The following is an 18,423-nucleotide window of genomic DNA, read 5'->3' as shown; positions in this document are numbered from 1 at the left end:
GATCCTCCGAAGATCGACTGCGATTTTCGGGACCATACGCTAAGCGCCGGGGCAGCCCCACCTCGGCAAAAAGTTCTGCCCGATATCGGGGCAATGAACGAATGGATGCGTCGGCGCGCCGGCGCATTTTCGTTTGAAGATCGGACTGGCCGTGGATCAGCAAGCGGAAGCCCAGCAAAAGGCAAGCACCTTGCCTATTCCGCGCTGGGAATTTATTGCGCTGTGCGCGGCGCTAATGGCACTCAATTCGCTGGCCATCGACATCATGTTGCCGGCGCTGCAGCAGATCGGCGCCTCGCTGGGCGTCGAAAATGAAAACCACCGGCAATATGTGATCACCGCCTACATCCTTGGCTTTGGCGGCGGACAGTTGTTCTTCGGACCTGTCTCGGACCGCTTCGGGCGCCGCGCTCCGCTTGTCGCCGGGCTGGTGATCTATGTCGCGGCGGCGGGTGCTGCGGCAATCGCCCCGTCATTCGCCACGCTGCTACTATGCCGGGCGGTGCAAGGCATCGGCGCGGCGGCGACGCGCGTGATTGCCGTCTCGATCGTGCGCGATACGTTCGACGGAAGGCGCATGGCCGAAGTCATGTCCTTGATCTTCATGGTGTTCATGGCCATTCCGGTGGTGGCGCCTGGCATCGGCCAGTTCATCATGCTGTTTGCGACCTGGCATGTGATCTTCCTCACTATGGCGGCCGGCGCGCTGGTCGTGTCCGCCTGGTCGCTGCTGCGCCTGCCCGAAACGCTGCACCCCGAATATCGCCGGCCGCTGACAGTGTCCTCCATCATCGGCGGTTTCCGTATCGTGCTGACCAACCGCATCGCGCTTTGCTATGCGTTCGCCAGCACCTTCATCTTCGGGGCCATGTTCGGCTTCATCGCCTCGGCCCAGCAGATCTATGTCAGCGTGTTCAATGTCGGCGAGATGTTCCCGGTCATCTTCGCGGGGGTTGCGGGCGTGCTCGCTTTTTCGAACTACCTCAACTCGCGCCTCGTCGGCCGCATCGGCATGCGCCGGCTGTCGCAAAGCGCGCTGCTGCTGTTTCTGGCCATCAGCCTTGCCTGGCTGGTCGTTTCCATCGAAATGAAGATGCCGCTCTGGCTCTTCATTACTTTCTTCGCCTGCGCCATGGTCCCGTTCGGCGCGCTCGGCGCGAACTTCAACGCCCTCGCCATGGAGCCGCTCGGTCGACTGGCGGGCACGGCCTCATCGATCCTGGGATTCATGCAGACATTTCTCGGCGGCCTGCTCGGAACGCTGATCGGCCAGGCCTTCAACGGCACGGTGACGCCGCTGGCCGCCGGGTTCTGCAGCGTGTCGGTGGCGGCGCTGCTGATGATCCTCCTAGCCGAGCGCGGCAGGCTGTTCCAGCCGCACAACCCGCCCGTTTGATGCACGCGCCGCGCTTTAGGATTTGCCTTCAGAGGTTGCCGTGAAGCGAGGGGCAAGCATACGCCCTGCGATTGCTCCACCCATGCTTTCGGAAAAGGGCAATGGCAACGCCTTGTCGAGAGCCTTGAGGATGGAAGCCACGAACGCCCGATTGAGCCTTTCATCTGCAGCCAGATCGGAGTAAGTCGCGCGAGGTTTGCCGATGAGCGTGCCGTCTCGGCGAAGCGAGAACCGCAACGTCAAGGACATGCCTGCAGTCCCTGGCGGCGGCTCCCAACAGGCAAAGATTGCCTCGGACATTTCCTTTATGGTGTCGACGGGATCGGGACTGCGACAGGTGCGTTCTTGCGCTCCTGCTCCGTCGGAACCGGCAACCGCGGCAATAACAAGGGCCGCTGCGACAATCGCGAACCGAGATTTCATTCGGAGGTCTCCGGCCTTGAGCCTATTCCGCCCAGAGTTCGCGGCGCAGTTCCCGCCAGCTTTCCGCGTCCGGCGCGACCAGCAGGCCACCTCCGACATGCGATGGCAGATAGGTGCTGCCGTCAAAGCGCGCGGCATAGCCGCCGGCTTCGGCATGGATCAGCACACCGGCTAGATGATCCCAGGGCATCAGCTTGTTATAGACGACGAAATGGCCGTGGCCGCTGGCCAGCAGGCGGTATTCGTGGGCTGCGCAGCGATAGTTGAACTGCGACAGCGACTTCGTCTGATTGCGCGCCAGGCGTGAGCGGTCCGGCTCGGGTAGATAGTGCCACGAGACCGCGCCAGTCATTTCCGATATCGGCGCCGGTTTGGCGACATGGACCTTTTCCAGATCGCCATGCGCATGGCGGATATGGCTGCCGGCGCCGCGAACGCCGACCAACCAGTCCTTGCCGACGGGATCGTGGATAATGCCGGCGACGGTCTCGCCCTTGACCACGACGCCCAGCATAACGCCGAACAGCGGCACGCCGGAGGCGAAGTTGAAGGTGCCGTCGACGGGGTCGACGACGAAGGCCAGGTCGGCATCGCCGAGACCGTCGAGCAGCGTCGGGTCATCGGAGCAGGCCTCCTCGCCGACGATCATCGCCTGGGGATAACGCTGAAGCAGCCTGGCGGTGATCAGCCGCTCGGCATTGACGTCGGCCTCGGTCACAAGGTCGGCGGCCGAGGTCTTGCGACGGACGTCGCCCTCGCTCAACCGGCGAAAGCGCGGCATGATCTCGGCGACGGCGGCGTCCGACAGAAGCTCGGCAAGCCAGTCGATCGCGCTGTCGTCAAATGTCATCGGGACGCCTGGTGGTGAGGGTTTCGTTGAGGGCGGCGAAATCGAACAGCGTCCTGTCGAGCAGATGCGAGCGCCGCACATTGGCCATGGCACGGATCATGGTGTCCTTGCGGCCGGGCATGCGCTTCTCGATGTCGTGGAGCATCGCTTTCATGGCGTTGCGCTGGAGGCCTTCCTGGCTGCCGCACAGATCGCACGGAATAATCGGGAATTCCATGGCACCGGCGAATTTTTCGAGATCGGCTTCCGCGCAATAGGCGAGCGGCCGCAGCACCATGACGTCGCCTTCGTCATTGAGCAGTTTCGGCGGCATGGCGGCGAGACGTCCGCCATGGAACAGGTTCATGAAGAAGGTTTCCAGTATGTCCTCGCGATGATGGCCGAGCACCAGCGCCGAGCAGCCCTCCTCGCGGGCGATGCGATAGAGATGGCCGCGCCGCAGCCGCGAGCACAGCGAACAATAGGTGCTGCCTTCGGCCAGCTTGTCGGTGACCACCGAATAGGTGTCCTGATATTCGATGCGATGCGGAATGGCATGGCTGTCGAGATAGTCGGGCAATATGTGCTTGGGAAAGTTCGGCTGGCCCTGGTCGAGATTGCAGGCCAACAGCTCGACCGGCAGCAGCCCGCGCCATTTGAGATCGAGCAGCACGGCAAGCAGGCCGTAGGAATCCTTGCCGCCCGACAGAGCGACCAGCCAACGGTCACCGGGCCTCACCATGGAGAAATCGTCGATCGCCTGGCGGGCAAGCCGCAACAGCCGCTTGCGCAGCTTGTTGAACTCGACGGAGGACGGCACATCGGCAAACAGAGGATGAAAGCCGCCTTCGGCATCGGCGACCGGTTCGAGTGTTTCGGCGTCTGGTTGCATGTTCACGGCGGGTCGGCCCTAAAGTCCTGTTGCCGCTCGCAGTAGCGCATCGGACCGAAAATCGAAATCGATTTCGGAATCACGCCGCGGAAAGAAGGGAAAAAGAAAAGGCCGCCTCGACGGGCGGCCTTCGGTTGTATCGCGACGAACGCGCCGATCAGCGCGAATAGAATTCGACGACCAGATTCGGTTCCATCTGCACGGCGAACGGAACGTCCGCCAGGCCAGGGATGCGCGTGAAGGCCGCGGTCATCTTGTTGTGGTCGGCCTCGATGTAATCGGGCACGTCGCGCTCGGCCAGGCCCACCGATTCCAGCACGATGACCAGCTGCTTCGACTTCTCGCGTACTTCGACAACGTCACCCGGCTTGCAGCGGTACGAGCCGATATTGACGCGCTTGCCGTTGACGTTGACGTGGCCGTGATTGACGAACTGGCGCGCCGCAAAGATGGTCGGCACGAACTTGGCGCGGTAGACGACTGCGTCGAGGCGCGATTCGAGCAGGCCGATCAGGTTCTCCGAGGTGTCGCCCTTGCGGCGGTCCGCCTCTTCGTAGACCTTGCGGAACTGCTTTTCCGAAACGTCGCCATAGTGGCCCTTCAGCTTCTGCTTGGCGCGCAGCTGCAGGCCGAAATCGGAAAGCTTGCCTTTGCGGCGCTGACCATGCTGGCCGGGACCGTATTCACGCTTGTTGACCGGGGATTTCGGGCGGCCCCAGATGTTTTCGCCGAGACGGCGGTCGATCTTGTACTTCGCGGATTCGCGCTTGCTCATCGCATTCCCTTTCAAAACAACGCACCCGGAACCTTATGGTCCGGGTGAAGGAAACGCGCCCTCCTCTGGCCTCCGTTTTCGAGACCTGACAGGGTTTTCCACGCAACGCGACGGAAAACCCACGGGACACGTCATTTCAAACAAGACATAAGGAAAGTAAAACCGGCTTCCCAAACGTCTCGCACACATAAAGAAAACCACCGGGCGTTGCGCCCGGTGTTGGGGGGCTGGTTAAACGGAGATTTAACCGCTGTCAAGCTTCCGGCTGGCGCGAATCGCCGAACCGGATAGTGTTGCGGTTGTAGAACGTGCCGGATGTGGCGGGAGGTTGCGCTAGCGGCATCAGGAAGGGACTGAAGTCAGAGGAGCTGGAATTCGCATGAAGAAGTTCTTCCTTACGTTGGTAGGAGCTGCGGTGATGGCCGGCACGATGGCCGTCGCGCCCGAGCCGGCGCAGGCCCGGCATTGGCACGGGCACAGGCATCACCAGGTCTGCCGCATCGTGGTCAAGAAGAAGGTGGTGTGGCGGCACGGTCATCGCAAGGTCATCCGCTACAAGGTGCGGCGCTGCGGTTGGGGCTGGTAATTCTCGCCCTCGCCAGTTGAGGGTTCAGGGCCCGCGGTTCAGCCGCGGGCCCTTTTATTGAACGGCATCCGCCGCCAGAATTGATCTGTTGGTCAGTGTTTCGACTTCTTTTCCGGCAGGCCCTTGCGCTTGGTCTTGGCGAATTCCTCGAGCTGTTTTTCGCTCATGGATTTATACATTCCCTTCGACGCGCCTTTGAGCTCGCCCTTCTTGGTCTCGCCGCGCTTAGCGGACAGTGCTGCGCCGGCGGCTTTCTGCTGGGCTTTCGAGGTGGCTGGCATGATCGTTTCTCCTGTTCCTCAATGAGAAAAGAACGCATCGCCCTGGGCTGATGTTCCCGGAGCACCAAAGTGCCTGGGGTCAGGATACCCCAGGCCAAATCCCTGCATCAGCCGGCGCGTCGGAAAATCGGCCCCGTTCGAGGTGAAGACGGCAAAATCGGCGCCTTCCGGCAGTGCCTCTCTGCGATAACGGGCCTCGCTATCCGCGAGCAGCGACAGCGCGCGGCGTGCGATCGCCTCGGCCGGGTCGAGCCAGTCGACCGGCCAAGGTGCTGTCTTGCGCATGCGGTTGGCCAAAAAAGGATAATGGGTGCAGGCAAGCACGACGATGTCGGTGCGCAACCCGTCATGCTCGACGAAGCACGGCGCGATCTCGGCGCGCACGGCATCCTCGTCGACAAAACCGTCGCGCATATAGGCTTCGGCCAATCCGGCCAGCCTGTCGCTGCCGACCAGGCGGACATGGCATTTCTGCGCCCATTTGCTGATCAGGTCGCGCGTGTACTGGCGCTTGACGGTGCCGGGCGTAGCCAGCACCGAAACCAGGCCGGAGCGCGTGCGTTCCGCCGCCGGCTTGATGGCCGGCACGGTGCCGACGAAAGGGTGGCCGGGAAATCTCTCGCGCAACGCTTCGATGACCAGCGTCGAGGCAGTGTTGCAGGCGATGACCGAAATGGCCGGCGTGAACCGGTCGAGCAGCCTGGCGAACAACTCCAGGATATGTGTTCTCAGCGCCGGTTCCTCCCAGGCGCCGAAGGGGAACGCCGCGTCGTCGGCGACATAGATGAAGCGGCGGTCAGGCATCAGGACGCGCGCCTCACGCAGCACGGTGAGGCCGCCAATGCCGGAATCGAACATCAGGATCGGACGGGCGCTCGATGGACTGGTCATTGTCATTGAGTCACTAAGGGCTGGGAATCACAAACGAGATCACGAGAGAAGGCTCGGCCCATGCTTTTTGCTTCGGCCAATGATGCTTTATCCCGGCCGCTTCTATCTGGAACCATCATGGCCTTGATGCGGCGAGACGGTCACACAAGGCCCCGCTTGCCGAAGCCGCCGGGCCGCGGCCGGCCGTTTGCCAGAGATGCAGGTTGAGATGCAGGGTGGTTCGACGGCACCTGTGCGGCCCGCATGGCGTAGGCCGGAGCCTGGGCCGTCATGCCGGCGGCTGACTCTGAATGGGGCGCCCCGCGGCCGCGCAGCGGCCCGGGCGGGTCGAAATCGTCGAAGCTCAGGGATGACGCCATATCCGCAGAGCCGCCACCCGCCGGCTTGGCCGCCAAGATGACCGCCCACAGTCCGACAAGAGCGAGTCCCAGCATGTTAAGGCCGGAATGCGACTCGTCGCCGTCGAATTTTACGACAAGAACAGTGCCGGCCTGCAGAATGGCAAACAGGGTCGAGAACACGATATACGACCAAAGGATCCAACCCGACCCTTGCGCGTCGCGGCTTCGACGCCAAGCGAAATTCGCGCGGAACAGAACGATCACCAGCGAGGCGACGAGAACGGCCGCGGCCAGCCCTTCCCTGGAAGGTCCGGGCTTCGAATTCGCCAAACCCTCGATGCCGATGGTCAGCACGACGCATAGCACAAAGGTCACGATTTCCGCAACCAGCAAGGCAGCGGAATAGAAGAAAAAGCGAGGACGACCGATATCCGAGCTAAACATCCGAGGATCCATCGTTTTCCCGACAATGGATCACATCAAATAACATTCGGTTACTGGTGAGATATGGATAACTCGAAGGCTAGTCTTTGTCCTTCGCCTTGCCGGCGCGTGCCGCGGCTGCCGGGAGCCGCCTTGGATCGTCGCCGGGCGATCCGTCGCCGCGCGGCATGGCCGGCGAGAACCTGTCCAGCGATGATATTATACCACGCAGCACTTTGAGCTCCGGCTCGGCAAAGCCTGCGCGGGTCAGCACTGCGCGCAAATTGTCGACCATCTTCGGCTTCTTCGGTGCCGGGCGGAAATAGCCGCGCGCCTCGAGTGCACCTTCCAGATACGCAAACAGGCCGTGCAATTCTTCCTTGGTAGCCGGCGGCATTTCGGGGCCGGAGAAGTTGGTCCTGGTCTCGTCTTCCAGGCCGGACTTCATCCATTCATAGGACATCAGCAGGGCCGCCTGGGCGATGTTGAGCGAGGAGAAGGCTGGATCGACGGGGAAGGTGACGAGCTCGTCGGCAAGGCCGACCTCGTCATTATAGAGGCCGAAGCGCTCGCGGCCGAACAGGATGCCGGTGCGCTGGCCGGCCCGCTGCCGCGCGCGCAGCGCCCGGCCCGCCGCGACCGGCCCGCGCACCGGCTTGAAATTGTCGCGCGCGCGCGCCGGGGGGGCGAAGACGAAGTTCAAATCGGCAACCGCCGAGGCCAGGTCGTCGAACACCTTGACGGCGTCGATGACGTGGTCGGCGCGGCTTGCGGCGGCACGCGCCTTCTCGCTCGGCCAGCCGTCGCGCGGGTTGACGAGGCGCAGCTCGGCAAGGCCGAAATTGGCCATGGCGCGCGCAACCATGCCGATATTCTCGCCGAGCTGCGGCTCGACCAGGATGATCGCCGGTCCGGACGCAGCAGTTCCGGAGGCACGAGGGTTGTCGGGATCCTGGGTGGCGGTCATGGCTGTCAATGAACTGCTGTTTGCGGCATTTCGCAGTCCCCTGCCACATTTGGCGGCGAAAATGAAGCTTTCGCAAAGAATGCCGGCACTACGGCGCGGTTCACCGTTTGCGCGGCCAAAAAGCCTTTGATATACGGGCCGCATCCCAGGGCCGGCAGCCGTGCGGGCAAGGCCGTTCCGTTCCCCAAAAGCGAGGCATTCTTTCCATGGCGAAGATCAAGGTGGCGAACCCGGTCGTCGAACTCGACGGCGACGAGATGACCCGCATCATCTGGCAGTTCATCAAGGACAAGCTGATCCATCCTTATCTCGACCTCAAGCTCGATTACTACGACCTCGGCATCGAGCACCGCGACGCCACCAACGACCAGGTGACCATCGATTCGGCCAATGCCATCAAGAAATACGGCGTCGGCGTGAAATGCGCGACGATTACGCCCGACGAGCAGCGCGTCGAGGAATTCAAGCTGAAGAAGATGTGGAAGTCGCCGAACGGCACCATCCGCAACATCCTCGGTGGCACCATCTTTCGCGAGCCGATCATCATGAAGAACGTGCCGCGGCTGGTGCCCGGCTGGACCAAACCGATCATCGTCGGCCGCCACGCCTTCGGCGACCAGTACCGCGCCACCGACTTCCGCTTTCCCGGCAAGGGCAAGCTGACGATCAAGTTCGTCGGCGAGGACGGTCAGGTGATCGAGCACGACGTCTTCGACGCACCCGGCGCCGGCGTCGCCATGGCCATGTACAATCTCGACGAGTCGATCCGTGAATTCGCCCGCGCCTCGCTGAATTACGGCCTGCTGCGCAACTATCCGGTCTATCTGTCGACCAAGAACACCATCCTCAAGGCCTATGACGGCCGCTTCAAGGACATCTTCCAGGAGGTCTACGAGGCGGAGTTCGAAGCCGAATTCAAGGCGAAGAAGCTCTGGTACGAGCACCGGCTGATCGACGACATGGTGGCCTCCAGCCTGAAATGGTCGGGCGGCTATGTCTGGGCCTGCAAGAACTATGACGGCGACGTTCAGTCCGATACGGTGGCGCAAGGCTTCGGCTCGCTCGGCCTGATGACTTCGGTGCTGATGACGCCGGACGGCAAGACCGTCGAGGCGGAGGCCGCGCACGGCACCGTCACCCGCCACTATCGCCAGCACCAGAAGGGCGAGGAGACCTCGACCAATTCGATCGCCTCGATCTTTGCCTGGACGCGCGGCCTCGCGCACCGCGCCAAGCTCGACGACAACGCCGAACTGAAGCGCTTTGCCGAGACGCTGGAAAAGGTCTGCATCCAGACGGTCGAGTCCGGCTTCATGACCAAGGATCTGTCGCTGCTGATCGGCCCCGACCAGCCATGGCTTTCGACCACCGGCTTCCTCGACAAGATCGACGAGAATTTGCAGAAGGCGATGGCCTGAGCTCCTCCGACATGGGCAAGCCCGTCGTCTACGGCGCGGATTACAGCGTCTATGTGCGCATCGTCCGGCTGGTGCTGGAGGAAAAGGGCGTCGGCTACGAGCTGGTGCCCGTCGATGTCTTTGCCGCGGACGGCATTCCCGGCTGGTATTTCGAGCACCAGCCGTTCGGCCGCATCCCAGCCTTCGAGCATGACGGCTTTCGCCTCTACGAGACCGGCGCCATTGCTCGTTATGTCGATGAAGCCTTTGACGGCCCGCCGCTGCAACCGGGCGAAGCCCGGCCTCGAGCCCGCATGAACCAGATCGCCGGTATGCTCGACGCCTACGCCTACAGGGCGATCGTCTGGGATGTCGCCGTCGAGCGGCTGGAGAAAACATCCCCCAATGAGGTCGTGATCGCCAACGGGTTGCGGCAGGCGAGAACCGCGCTGCAGGCGCTCTCTTCGCTGAAAGCCGAAGGGCCATGGCTATTGGGGACGGACCTGACGCTGGCAGACCTGCATGCGGCTCCAATCATCGGCTATTTCATCAAGGTCGCCGAGGGACGAAGCCTGCTGGCGGAGTTTCCGGACATCCAAGATTGGTATGCGCGCATCGCGGCGCGCGCGAGTTTTGCGAAGACCGAAAAGGCTGAATGACCCGTTGCGAGGCACGCAACGTGGCAGGACTTGGGTTCCTCGCCCCGCTCGCGGGGAGAGGTGGCTCGGCGAAGCCGAGACGGAGAGGAGAAATCGGCACCCCTCCTCGAACGTCTTTTGGTTGCGCAGGGCCCCCTCTCCGGGCGGGGGGGCGGGCCCCCCCCCCCCCCCCCCACGCCAAACAAATGATTTGGAACGCGCAAGCAAAGGACGCCGGGTGGGTCCTGCAAAGTGCAACGGAACCCGCGAGATCGTACGGAATCGTACAAGCTCTTTCGTTTTGCCGCAGTCTTGCTATCGTCGGCTGGGAGAGATGGGTGGAGGCTTCCGTGGGGCAGATCAAGTCGCCGCTTGGAATCGGTATTGATACCGACACTGCCGTCCATACCGTCATGGCCGACTATCATTCCGGCGACATTCTCTCGACCACTGTCGTCATAGCCGATTTGCGCCAACGCTTTCCCTCCTTCCGGCAAACCGACGAAGAACTGGTTGGCTTCATCGTTCGGGCGCTGGACGGTCGGGAGATCGCAGTCAGCTTCGACCACCGCTGCCGTTAGACGGCCGATTTCATCGCAAACCAACGGGCCGCGGAGCGTACGCTCCGCAGCCTCGTCAGGCTATGATCAACGGGCGCTTATTTGCCGCAGTGGTTATCGTTCACCGTCGGCGCCATCCCCGGAGCCTTGCCGGTCGCATCGGGTTGAGCCCCCTGCGGGCTCGGCGGGCAATTCCGGTCGGCATTCGAATTCGTCGTTGAGAAATCGCGAATGCTGTTGGTGATAGTCGAATCCGTGCCGGTGTCAGGGACGCCGTTATCCGGGACTACGACTGTCCGCCCGCTGCCGTCGGCAGCGGCTCCGGAGGGGTCGCCGGCGTTCTGCGCCATCGCTGACGTGGCCAGACCGATCGTAAGCGCCGAAGCTGCGAGAATTTTCGTGAGCATGATGCTTCTCCTTTTACGAGGGTCGTCGCGCGTTGCGACTACGAAAACAACCGTTCGGGCGCGCGAAGGTTCCGACAAATTTCCTATGAATTCAGCATGTTCTCGGGTGTTCAAGGCGGCCGGCGCGCCATTGCACAGCTCGGCATTTTCCTCGCTGTATGTGCGTGCGCCTTGCTGTCGCGCCGGAACAGGAATGCTCTTTGCGAGTTCATACCTTTGTACAATGTGAACGCGCTGATGCGAATGGCGGCAGCGCAAACAAGGAGAGCAGACATCATGGGCCTTGGAACCATTCTCATCATCATCTTGGTCCTTGCCTTGCTTGGCGGCTTCAGCGGCTTGGGCGGCGGACCGTTCTACGGCACCGGCTATTACGGCGGCGGCGGCCTCGGCCTGGTGCTGCTCATCGTCATCATCCTGGTCGTGCTTGGACGCATTTAGCGTCACGCTCACGAGAAAAACGCCTGCCGCTCGGCAACTAAGCGGTGGGCGTTTTGTCGTGAAAAGATAAGATTTTCCAGGATTTCTGGCTAAAACGGGGACCCGGTGCCGACCCCTTCGGCACCAAGGACCCCACCATAGCAGCAGCTTAGTGTTGGCGATCGGGAGCCAGTGCCGCTTTTAAATCGGCACGAAGCACGCCCTCGTTGAACAGCAACATGATACGAGCGGCCAACCGCTCACGGACCGGACTGTCGTCCGCAACACCCAACTCGCGGCAGCAGTCGTCGAGCGCTTTTCTCAGCACGCTCAGTTCGGCTGGAGTTGCTGCACCTTGCATCGACATGCCATCCTCCCTGAAAAAGGGCGAAAGCGCGAAGCGTCTTTCAAGCGTCCACTCGCCATCTCTGCGTGGACGATTTCGATTCAATTAGCGCCGCTTTCTGCCAAACTCAATGTACGGAAATTACCGAGCGGACAGATCGGGAACAACTGTCTTTCACCTGCATTATTGCAGTGATCCAAGCCACCCTCATTTGGATCAGCGGGCGTAGCCCACGACGCCCGAGAGGAGCCCGTTGCCTCTAGCGACGGGCTCTTTTGTACCAGACATTCTCGATTGTCTATTCGTACCAAACAGCCTTTGGTACGTTTCCAACTCTAACGTTCAGTCGGATGTTTTCGTAGGCAGGCGGCAGGAGAAAACTGCCGTGCATCGATTCATTTATTTATTAGTAGGCTCCATACCTTCCAACCCTTATATAAGAAACATCGTCTGAACGTTATACCGGGCGCGGACGGCTGGGAGATCAAAATGCTCTTGCCCTGTTTTGGGCCGAGCCATGTCTGATCCTGCAATTCCGACTCAAAAATCATATAAAAACAAGCTGCTGCGCCGGATGAGCGCCGACGATTTTGCGTTGCTCGAGCCGCACATTGAGCGCTGTTCGCTGGAGTTGCGGGAATCGCTCGAAGTATCGGGATCGCCGATTAAGGCCATCTATTTCCTCGAGGATGGTATTGGTTCAGTGGTTGCGAAAATGCCGAACGGCAGCGATGCGGAAGTCGGCCTTATCGGGTTGGAAGGTATGACCGGTTCCGCCCTGGTGATGGGCGACGACCACACGGTCCATGAATGCTATGTTCAACTGGCGGGAGAAGCCGCCAGGATAGACGCCGAGCCATTCAAGGCAGCGCTGACGCAAAGCCCGACACTGCGGCTGTTTTTGTTACGCTATGTGCAATATCTGCATGTCCAGACCGGCTACACCGCGCTGGTCAATGCGCGATCGAAGCTTGAAGACCGGCTGGCGCGCTGGCTGCTCATGTGTGACGATCGGGTGGCTGGCGACCGGCTGACGATCACTCACGAATTCCTGTCGATCATGCTTGGCGTAAGGCGGCCGGGTGTCACGGTCGCGCTCCAGCTGCTTGAGGGGCGAGGGCTCATCCGGTCCCGCCGCGGCGAAATCATCATCCGCGACCGCGATGGGCTCATTGCGCTGGCGGATGGCGGCTATGGCCTGGCCGAGGCCGAATATATCCGCCTGGTCGGACATATCGGCGAGCGCTGACTGTGCTCTCCGCGCCTGTTGCTGCCGCAGGTCGAGGCCCCTCGCGATACCACGCAAGCGCCGTCGGAAAAATTTTCAAAGCTCCTGATCCGTCAGGGAACTTGTTTCCCATCGGAGGGTTATCGGACGCCTCCAATTTGCGAGGCGGCCACCAACCATTCGGGAGAGGATCATGGCGACTACGAAAAAAGCCGCGAAGACGGCAAGCAAGGGCCTTGAGGACCTGTTCCTCGACGGGCTCAAAGACCTCTACTACGCTGAGAAGAAGATACTGAAAGCGCTGCCGAAAATGGCCAAGGGTGCGGAGTCGGAAGAAGTGACAGCCGCGTTCGAGAAGCACCGTATGGAAACCGAAGCCCAAGTCGACCGACTCGAACAGGTCTTCGAGATAATGGGCAAGCCGGCGCGCGGCAAGACTTGTCCGGCGATCGACGGCATCCTCGAGGAAGGCTCGGAAGTGCTCGAGGAGTATAACGGTGCTCCCGCCCTCGACGCCGGGCTTGTCGGCGCGGCGCAGGCCGTCGAGCACTACGAGATCGCTCGCTACGGTACGCTGATTGCATGGGCGGAAGAATTCGGCAAGAGCGACGTTGTCGAGCTTCTCAGGGCAACGCTCAAGGAAGAGGTCGCGACCGACGAGGCGCTTTCCAAGCTCGGCGAGAGCGGCGTTAACGAACGGGCTATGCAAGAAGCCGCATAATCTCCAGACCGTTCCGAGCCTCGGCAATGGATAGCCGAGGCTCGGCTAGCGCGGCGAACCAGTGAATTCTGCATTGGTTCCGTCGTGGACGACAGAACGGGGCAGCAAGAGCCTTGAAGCGTTGCCTCGGGGTGGCGTTACTCGATCTGCTCGAACGTGCATTGCCGGGGCTCCTTGTCCGGCCGCCAGCGCAACAGCTTGGTTCCGTGCCGGAACCGATCGCCTGTCACATGGTCGAAACGAACCTCCACCACCAGTTCAGGCTTTATGGGCTCCCATTGTCCGCTGCGCTCCGTGCTCCAGCGGCTTGGTCCGCCCGGCGCCTTGCCGGTGAAACCCGGTTTGGCCCGCAGCTTTTCCAGCCGTCTGGTCAGCGCGGCTCTGTCGTCCTTGCCGATAGTCGAGGTGAACCCGACATGGTCCAGCCTGCCTTCGTTGTTGTAGAGGCCAAGCAGCAGGGATCCGACTTCGTTGCTGCCGGCGAGATAGCGAAAGCCGCCGACCACGCAATCTGCGGTGCGCAGCCGCTTGACCTTGATCATGACGCGCTCGCCAGGCCGGTATGGCTCGGCCATCAGTTTTGCAACGATACCGTCGGTCGAGCCATGGCCGGCGTCCTGCAGCCAGCGCTCAGCGGCAGCGGCATCGTGTGTGCATTTGGACAGGCGCAGTTCGGGCCGTCCCGCCGACGCGACAAAGGCTTCGATCGCCCGTCTCCTGGCGGTGAGGGGTTCTTCGATGATGACCCTGCCACCGGGCTCGGCCAGCATGTCGAACAGGACCAGCATGGCAGGCGTCTCCAAACTCAACTTGCGGATCCTGCTTTCGGCGGGATGAAGGCGCATTTGCAGGGCCTCGAACGAAGACGAGCCGTCGACCTCGATGACGATCTCGCCGTCGGCAACAAACTGTCGCGACTTCACATCGCGCAGCACTGAGATCAGTTCGGGAAAATAGCGGCCAAGCGGCTTGCCGGATTTTGCGCGAAGATCGACGGCATCGTCATCCTTGAACACCAGGCAGCGAAACCCGTCCCATTTCGGTTCGTACTGCCAAAGCCCGTCATCGTCGGGGATAGCGTCGGCGGCTTTGGCTTCCATAGGACGAAGGTCGAGCGGCAACGGAAAAATGGTCATGGCTGGTCCATGCCGCTGCTAAGGCATTCGCTACCGCAGCGGCCCGTCCCCCTGCGCCTCGCTTTGCCGTCTCGGCATCTTGCGGCCGTTCGGTGCCGGCGAAGGCGACAGTGGATCGACCTCGTCGGACCCGCCGATCTCCTTGGTGATGCGATAGGCGAAGGTAAGCGACAGCTCCGGCAACCAGCAAGCGGACCATGATTGAAAATCCTTCGTTGGCGTGAACCCACCAACCCGCGGGTCGAAGGTTTTGTTCCGCCGCTGCCTCGTCGCCGAGATGAATCGCCGGCTGCGCAACCAAAATCTAAGCGCATCGTTTGTTGCCTATCGCGACGAAAGGAATTTGCGATGAAGACGCTCTTGCCCTTACTCGCTTTGACCTCGGCCCTGATCCGGCCGGCTGCGACAACAATGTCGAACAGACCAGGGCCAACAGCGGCTTCGCCTGGCGGGTGACGGCGATGCTGCTCGTTGTTCCGGTTTGGCAAGACATCGCGGCACGGTTGCTTCTGACCGCGCTCGCCGGCCTGTTGATAGGGCTCAACCGGGAGGCACGCGGGCACGCGGCGGGGTTACGCACAACGGTGCTGGTCGGGCTGGCCGCCGCCATCGCAATGATCCAGGCCAGCATTCTGCTGGAGACCGTTGGCAAGCATCCCGATTCGTTTGCATCGATGGACGTCTTGCGCTTTCCGCTGGGCGTGTTGACCGGTGTCGGCTTTATCGGCGGCGGCGCCATTCTTCGCCGCGGCAGTCTTGTCAGCGGTGTCACCACGGCGGCAACATTGTGGGTGATGACGGCGATCGGATTGGCTTTCGGTGGTGGCCAATACGGCTTGGGCGCGGCCGGCACGGCGCTGACGCTGGCCACCTTGCTCGTCCTGAAATGGGTCGACCTTCGAATGTCGCGCGAACACCATGCTCAGTTGGCGTTGACCTGGAAGGCCGCAGCTCGACAGGAACTCGATACGATCATTGGGCCGCTTGGCTACCGGGCACGCCTCGTCGCAATAGAGAGGCGCCCAGATCTCAAAGACCCTGTATTCTCGTTCGAGATCAGTTGGAGACGGCCGGACACTGGGGCACCGCCAATGGATCTGCTGGCATCGGTGGGCGAGCATTGCGAGATCCAAAGGTTTGATCTCCTCAGCGAACCTGCCCGGTAGCGGTGTGCAACGATCGTGGCCTGAAGCAGGTCATCGCTTCTCTACTCCGCTTCCGCTACCTATCTGTCGAGCATGACTCAGGAGCAAGCAAAAGAACGTGGCACAACGATCGGGAAGTGCTGATCTTCCACTTCACGGCGGGCGCGTGCCGAAATGGCTCGGCGACCGCATGACGCGTCTTGGCGCGGTCATGTGCGAGGCGATCATCCACCACTACGGCCGCGATGAATTGCTGCGCCGGCTGGCGCATCCGTTCTGGTTTCAGTCCTTTGGCGCCGTGATGGGGATGGACTGGCATTCCTCCGGCATCACCACCAGCGTCGTCGGTGCCTTGAAGCGCGGCCTGTCGCCGCTTTCCGGCGAGCTCGGCATTCACGTTTGCGGCGGTCGCGGCGCGCATTCGCGCAAAACCCCGCACGAGCTTGCCTTGATCGGCGAGCGTGTCAGCCTCGACGGAGAAGGCCTGGCGACTGCCAGCCGGCTTGTCGCCAAGGTGGACAGCGCCGCGGTCCAGGACGGTTTCGATCTCTATCTGCACGGCTTCATCGTCACCGATGACGGCAACTGGGTGGTGGTGCAGCAAGGCATGAACGGCGACAGCAAGGTGGCGCGCCGCTATCACTGGCTGTCCGAAGGCCTGAAGAGCTTTGTCGACCAGCCGCATGCCGCCATCGAAGGTGCCAACCAGGGCGAGATCGTCAACCTGACCGACCGCCGCGCCGGTGCGTCGCGCAAGGGACAACTGGACCTTCTGCACGACCTTGGACCGGATCGCATCGTAAGGGAGCTCGCCGCTTTGGAACGAGGTTCGGCTCCGGCGCCGGAGCCGGCGCAACCGCTGTTGCCGCATCTGGTCATGCCGGCGCATCACGATGTGCGCGAAAGCGATGTCGTCATGCGCCGCCTGCACGGCAATATCGCGGCTGCGGCCGAGCGCGGTCCGACGGATTTCGCCGAGCTTCTCCTGGTGCCCAATGTCGGCGCGCGCACGGTGCGGGCGCTGGCGTTGGTCGCCGAAGTCGTGCATGGCGCGCCGTGCCGCTTTTCCGATCCAGGACGCTTCTCGCTTGCGCATGGCGGCAAGGACAGGCACCCGTTCCCTGTGCCGCTGAAGGTCTATGACGAGACGATCGGCGTGCTGAAGTCGGCTGTCCACAAGGCCAGGCTCGGCCGTGACGAAGAGATCGGCGCCTTGCGGCGGCTGGACGACCAGTCGCGGCAGGTCGAGCGCTATGCCACCGGGCCGAGCCTGAAGGAAATCGTCGCCGGGGAGTTCGACCAATCGCATCTGCTCGGCGGCCGCAGCGTCTTTGGCTGGGAAGGCGCACCCGAGACCGCCGCAGTTAAATCGAGGAAGTGATCGGCTCACGCCTCCAAATCAATCAAGGCGACCCCGAGTTCGGGACGGTGCCTGCGGCGCAGATGGCCAGGTGTTTCTACCAATGTGACCTCGAGCGTCGGGCGAACGATGGCGTCCAGCAGATGGCCGCCCCTTGTGCTGCCGTCGCTCAGTCCAAGCACGGCGTGGACGTGCAGGCTGGGCCTGCCGTCATCGCCGATGGCAACATCGCCGATCGCGCTCAGCACTTCGCACTGTTCCCGGACGGGGATTTTCCGGTAGGTCTTTTCCCCGGGGTCGAACCAGCCGACGGTTGCCCTTTCGAAAGCGCCAAGCGCGGTCAGCGATGCGCTGCCAATACCGTTGTCGACCGCAAAGGACGTCAGCTGCGCGAACGCCTCTTCGCCGGGGTCAAGCACAACGACGAACGTTCTTTGGCCGGCGCTTTCGGCAACAAGCTGTGATTTCATGATTTCGCTCCAGACGCCAAGTCGGTTTCTGCCCGACCAGCTTGAACGGCAAGCCGGCTCGAGAGTTCCCCGGCACGGTTCGGATGAACATAGGATCACAGACGCGTGAGGCAGGGGAACCTTGCTATCCATGACTGGTTCGGCCGGCTTGAGACCCAGCCAGTCGGGAGCCAGCCATGTCCGAAACCACCCTTGCCAGCCTGAGCCGACGCAGTTTCATGACCGGATCCGTTTCGGCGGCTGCGGCAGGGCCGCTTATGGCCACGTCGGCAAAAGCCGCCGCGCCGCAAGCTGCCGCTTCGGCCGAGCCGCGCGATCTGTCGGCGATCTCACTGCGCATCAACAAGCAGCCTTACAATCTCGCCCTCGACAATCGCACCAGCCTCCTCGACACACTGCGCGACCATGTCGGCCTGACCGGCACCAAGAAAGGCTGCGATCACGGCCAGTGCGGGGCCTGCACCGTTCTTGTCGACGGCAAGCGGGTGCTGTCGTGCCTGAGCTTCGCCGTCATGAACCAGGGCCACGAGATCACCACGGTCGAAGGGCTCGCTTCCGCCGATGGCAATTTGCATCCGATGCAACAGGCCTTCATCGACAATGATGCCTTCCAATGCGGGTACTGCACGCCCGGCCAGATCATGTCCGCCATTGGTTGCATCAACGAAGGCCATGCCGGCTCCGAAGACGACATCCGCGAATATATGAGCGGCAATCTGTGCCGCTGTGCTGCCTACCCCAACATTGTCGCGGCCGTCGTGCAGGCCCGGGACGAAACAAGGAAAGCCTGA

Annotated in this window: 24 protein-coding genes; 11 read left to right on the top strand and 13 right to left on the bottom strand. The window is 62.0% G+C overall.

Annotation, left to right across the window (positions count from 1 at the left end; all coding sequences use genetic code 11):
* Positions 1-151 precede the first annotated feature (151 nt).
* Positions 152-1,396 (top strand): multidrug effflux MFS transporter, encoded by a 1,245-nt coding sequence (locus NKJ08_RS02035; RefSeq protein ID WP_502896012.1) that lies wholly within the window; start codon positions 152-154, stop codon positions 1,394-1,396.
* 15 nt (positions 1,397-1,411) lie between these two features.
* On the opposite strand, the gene NKJ08_RS38925 is transcribed toward NKJ08_RS02035, so the two are convergent.
* From NKJ08_RS38925 to rpsD, 4 genes are all read right to left on the bottom strand, one after another.
* Positions 1,412-1,819 carry a UCP034077 family protein gene (locus tag NKJ08_RS38925; protein WP_352526643.1) on the bottom strand — a complete coding sequence of 136 codons (408 nt, stop codon included), beginning with the start codon at positions 1,817-1,819 and terminating at the stop codon, positions 1,412-1,414.
* A gap of 22 nt (positions 1,820-1,841) precedes the next feature.
* Positions 1,842-2,669, bottom strand: a complete 828-nt coding sequence (locus NKJ08_RS02025; RefSeq protein ID WP_352526645.1) for an inositol monophosphatase family protein — start codon at positions 2,667-2,669, stop codon at positions 1,842-1,844.
* Entirely contained in the window at positions 2,659-3,546 is an 888-nt protein-coding gene (gene ttcA, locus NKJ08_RS02020) for a tRNA 2-thiocytidine(32) synthetase TtcA (protein WP_352526647.1), read from the bottom strand. Before ttcA ends, NKJ08_RS02025 begins: the two co-directional genes overlap by 11 nt.
* Positions 3,547-3,697: 151 nt before the next feature.
* Positions 3,698-4,315 carry a 30S ribosomal protein S4 gene (rpsD, locus tag NKJ08_RS02015; RefSeq protein WP_352457789.1) on the bottom strand — a complete coding sequence of 206 codons (618 nt, stop codon included), beginning with the start codon at positions 4,313-4,315 and terminating at the stop codon, positions 3,698-3,700.
* 379 nt (positions 4,316-4,694) lie between these two features.
* Between rpsD and NKJ08_RS02010 the strand changes: the two genes are divergently transcribed.
* Entirely contained in the window at positions 4,695-4,901 is a 207-nt protein-coding gene (locus NKJ08_RS02010) for a hypothetical protein (protein WP_352526649.1), read from the top strand.
* Positions 4,902-4,993: 92 nt separating this feature from the next.
* Here NKJ08_RS02010 and NKJ08_RS02005 read toward each other — a convergent pair whose 3' ends face one another.
* From NKJ08_RS02005 to NKJ08_RS01990, 4 genes are all read right to left on the bottom strand, one after another.
* Complete coding sequence (locus NKJ08_RS02005) at positions 4,994-5,182, bottom strand: DUF3008 family protein (protein WP_352781120.1); 189 nt, start codon at positions 5,180-5,182, stop codon at positions 4,994-4,996.
* Between the two features lie 18 nt (positions 5,183-5,200).
* On the bottom strand, positions 5,201-6,073 hold the full coding sequence (gene murI / locus NKJ08_RS02000; protein ID WP_352526653.1) for a glutamate racemase: 873 nt from the start codon (positions 6,071-6,073) through the stop codon (positions 5,201-5,203).
* Between the two features lie 140 nt (positions 6,074-6,213).
* Positions 6,214-6,858, bottom strand: coding sequence for a DUF805 domain-containing protein (locus NKJ08_RS01995; RefSeq protein WP_352777549.1), 645 nt, complete (start codon positions 6,856-6,858; stop codon positions 6,214-6,216).
* 79 nt (positions 6,859-6,937) lie between these two features.
* Positions 6,938-7,804 carry an RNA methyltransferase gene (locus tag NKJ08_RS01990; RefSeq protein ID WP_352781118.1) on the bottom strand — a complete coding sequence of 289 codons (867 nt, stop codon included), beginning with the start codon at positions 7,802-7,804 and terminating at the stop codon, positions 6,938-6,940.
* Between the two features lie 206 nt (positions 7,805-8,010).
* On the opposite strand from NKJ08_RS01990, the gene NKJ08_RS01985 reads away from it, so the two are divergent.
* The 3 genes from NKJ08_RS01985 (at position 8,011) to NKJ08_RS01975 (ending at position 10,420) form a co-directional block, all read left to right on the top strand.
* Complete coding sequence (locus tag NKJ08_RS01985; RefSeq protein WP_352526658.1) at positions 8,011-9,222, top strand: NADP-dependent isocitrate dehydrogenase; 1,212 nt, start codon at positions 8,011-8,013, stop codon at positions 9,220-9,222.
* Between the two features lie 11 nt (positions 9,223-9,233).
* The gene (locus tag NKJ08_RS01980) at positions 9,234-9,860 is read left to right on the top strand and encodes a glutathione S-transferase family protein (protein ID WP_352777545.1); all 627 of its coding nucleotides are present in this window, start codon (positions 9,234-9,236) and stop codon (positions 9,858-9,860) included.
* Positions 9,861-10,189: 329 nt separating this feature from the next.
* Positions 10,190-10,420 (top strand): hypothetical protein, encoded by a 231-nt coding sequence (locus NKJ08_RS01975; protein ID WP_352525693.1) that lies wholly within the window; start codon positions 10,190-10,192, stop codon positions 10,418-10,420.
* A gap of 77 nt (positions 10,421-10,497) precedes the next feature.
* Here the strand turns inward: NKJ08_RS01975 and NKJ08_RS01970 are convergent, their stop codons facing one another.
* Positions 10,498-10,806 carry a hypothetical protein gene (locus NKJ08_RS01970; protein WP_352781116.1) on the bottom strand — a complete coding sequence of 103 codons (309 nt, stop codon included), beginning with the start codon at positions 10,804-10,806 and terminating at the stop codon, positions 10,498-10,500.
* 276 nt (positions 10,807-11,082) lie between these two features.
* On the opposite strand from NKJ08_RS01970, the gene NKJ08_RS01965 reads away from it, so the two are divergent.
* Complete coding sequence (locus tag NKJ08_RS01965) at positions 11,083-11,247, top strand: DUF3309 family protein (protein ID WP_023720548.1); 165 nt, start codon at positions 11,083-11,085, stop codon at positions 11,245-11,247.
* A gap of 148 nt (positions 11,248-11,395) precedes the next feature.
* On the opposite strand, the gene NKJ08_RS01960 is transcribed toward NKJ08_RS01965, so the two are convergent.
* On the bottom strand, positions 11,396-11,593 hold the full coding sequence (locus NKJ08_RS01960) for a hypothetical protein (RefSeq protein WP_352525696.1): 198 nt from the start codon (positions 11,591-11,593) through the stop codon (positions 11,396-11,398).
* A gap of 553 nt (positions 11,594-12,146) precedes the next feature.
* On the opposite strand from NKJ08_RS01960, the gene NKJ08_RS01955 reads away from it, so the two are divergent.
* The gene (locus NKJ08_RS01955) at positions 12,147-12,821 is read left to right on the top strand and encodes a Crp/Fnr family transcriptional regulator (RefSeq protein WP_352525698.1); all 675 of its coding nucleotides are present in this window, start codon (positions 12,147-12,149) and stop codon (positions 12,819-12,821) included.
* Positions 12,822-12,993: 172 nt separating this feature from the next.
* Complete coding sequence (locus tag NKJ08_RS01950) at positions 12,994-13,521, top strand: YciE/YciF ferroxidase family protein (RefSeq protein ID WP_352525700.1); 528 nt, start codon at positions 12,994-12,996, stop codon at positions 13,519-13,521.
* 137 nt (positions 13,522-13,658) lie between these two features.
* Here the strand turns inward: NKJ08_RS01950 and NKJ08_RS01945 are convergent, their stop codons facing one another.
* Both NKJ08_RS01945 and NKJ08_RS01940 read right to left on the bottom strand, forming a co-directional pair.
* The gene (locus NKJ08_RS01945; RefSeq protein ID WP_352525702.1) at positions 13,659-14,657 is read right to left on the bottom strand and encodes an ATP-dependent DNA ligase; all 999 of its coding nucleotides are present in this window, start codon (positions 14,655-14,657) and stop codon (positions 13,659-13,661) included.
* Positions 14,658-14,687: 30 nt separating this feature from the next.
* Entirely contained in the window at positions 14,688-14,840 is a 153-nt protein-coding gene (locus tag NKJ08_RS01940) for a hypothetical protein (protein WP_352781115.1), read from the bottom strand.
* A 278-nt stretch (positions 14,841-15,118) separates the two neighbouring features.
* On the opposite strand from NKJ08_RS01940, the gene NKJ08_RS01935 reads away from it, so the two are divergent.
* The gene (locus tag NKJ08_RS01935) at positions 15,119-15,823 is read left to right on the top strand and encodes an MgtC/SapB family protein (protein WP_352781155.1); all 705 of its coding nucleotides are present in this window, start codon (positions 15,119-15,121) and stop codon (positions 15,821-15,823) included.
* 97 nt (positions 15,824-15,920) lie between these two features.
* Complete coding sequence (locus tag NKJ08_RS01930) at positions 15,921-17,183, top strand: DUF763 domain-containing protein (protein ID WP_352781114.1); 1,263 nt, start codon at positions 15,921-15,923, stop codon at positions 17,181-17,183.
* A 5-nt stretch (positions 17,184-17,188) separates the two neighbouring features.
* Here NKJ08_RS01930 and NKJ08_RS01925 read toward each other — a convergent pair whose 3' ends face one another.
* Positions 17,189-17,632 carry a PPC domain-containing DNA-binding protein gene (locus NKJ08_RS01925; RefSeq protein WP_352781113.1) on the bottom strand — a complete coding sequence of 148 codons (444 nt, stop codon included), beginning with the start codon at positions 17,630-17,632 and terminating at the stop codon, positions 17,189-17,191.
* 176 nt (positions 17,633-17,808) lie between these two features.
* On the opposite strand from NKJ08_RS01925, the gene NKJ08_RS01920 reads away from it, so the two are divergent.
* Complete coding sequence (locus NKJ08_RS01920; protein ID WP_352781112.1) at positions 17,809-18,423, top strand: (2Fe-2S)-binding protein; 615 nt, start codon at positions 17,809-17,811, stop codon at positions 18,421-18,423.

Source organism: Mesorhizobium sp. M0244, assembly GCF_040321795.1.
Taxonomy (GTDB): domain Bacteria; phylum Pseudomonadota; class Alphaproteobacteria; order Rhizobiales; family Rhizobiaceae; genus Mesorhizobium.
This window is presented reverse-complemented; position numbering and strand designations above follow the sequence as displayed.

Coding starts and splice junctions, on each gene's coding strand:
- NKJ08_RS38925 (WP_352526643.1), bottom strand. CDS start 1,819: ATGAAATCTCGGTTCGCGATTGTCGCAGCGGCCCTTGTTATTGCCGCG.
- NKJ08_RS02025 (WP_352526645.1), bottom strand. CDS start 2,669: ATGACATTTGACGACAGCGCGATCGACTGGCTTGCCGAGCTTCTGTCG.
- rpsD (WP_352457789.1), bottom strand. CDS start 4,315: ATGAGCAAGCGCGAATCCGCGAAGTACAAGATCGACCGCCGTCTCGGC.
- NKJ08_RS02010 (WP_352526649.1), top strand. CDS start 4,695: ATGAAGAAGTTCTTCCTTACGTTGGTAGGAGCTGCGGTGATGGCCGGC.
- NKJ08_RS02005 (WP_352781120.1), bottom strand. CDS start 5,182: ATGCCAGCCACCTCGAAAGCCCAGCAGAAAGCCGCCGGCGCAGCACTG.
- murI (WP_352526653.1), bottom strand. CDS start 6,073: ATGACCAGTCCATCGAGCGCCCGTCCGATCCTGATGTTCGATTCCGGC.
- NKJ08_RS01995 (WP_352777549.1), bottom strand. CDS start 6,858: ATGTTTAGCTCGGATATCGGTCGTCCTCGCTTTTTCTTCTATTCCGCT.
- NKJ08_RS01990 (WP_352781118.1), bottom strand. CDS start 7,804: ATGACCGCCACCCAGGATCCCGACAACCCTCGTGCCTCCGGAACTGCT.
- NKJ08_RS01985 (WP_352526658.1), top strand. CDS start 8,011: ATGGCGAAGATCAAGGTGGCGAACCCGGTCGTCGAACTCGACGGCGAC.
- NKJ08_RS01980 (WP_352777545.1), top strand. CDS start 9,234: ATGGGCAAGCCCGTCGTCTACGGCGCGGATTACAGCGTCTATGTGCGC.
- NKJ08_RS01970 (WP_352781116.1), bottom strand. CDS start 10,806: ATGCTCACGAAAATTCTCGCAGCTTCGGCGCTTACGATCGGTCTGGCC.
- NKJ08_RS01965 (WP_023720548.1), top strand. CDS start 11,083: ATGGGCCTTGGAACCATTCTCATCATCATCTTGGTCCTTGCCTTGCTT.
- NKJ08_RS01960 (WP_352525696.1), bottom strand. CDS start 11,593: ATGTCGATGCAAGGTGCAGCAACTCCAGCCGAACTGAGCGTGCTGAGA.
- NKJ08_RS01955 (WP_352525698.1), top strand. CDS start 12,147: ATGAGCGCCGACGATTTTGCGTTGCTCGAGCCGCACATTGAGCGCTGT.
- NKJ08_RS01950 (WP_352525700.1), top strand. CDS start 12,994: ATGGCGACTACGAAAAAAGCCGCGAAGACGGCAAGCAAGGGCCTTGAG.
- NKJ08_RS01945 (WP_352525702.1), bottom strand. CDS start 14,657: ATGACCATTTTTCCGTTGCCGCTCGACCTTCGTCCTATGGAAGCCAAA.
- NKJ08_RS01935 (WP_352781155.1), top strand. CDS start 15,119: ATGCTGCTCGTTGTTCCGGTTTGGCAAGACATCGCGGCACGGTTGCTT.
- NKJ08_RS01925 (WP_352781113.1), bottom strand. CDS start 17,632: ATGAAATCACAGCTTGTTGCCGAAAGCGCCGGCCAAAGAACGTTCGTC.
- NKJ08_RS01920 (WP_352781112.1), top strand. CDS start 17,809: ATGTCCGAAACCACCCTTGCCAGCCTGAGCCGACGCAGTTTCATGACC.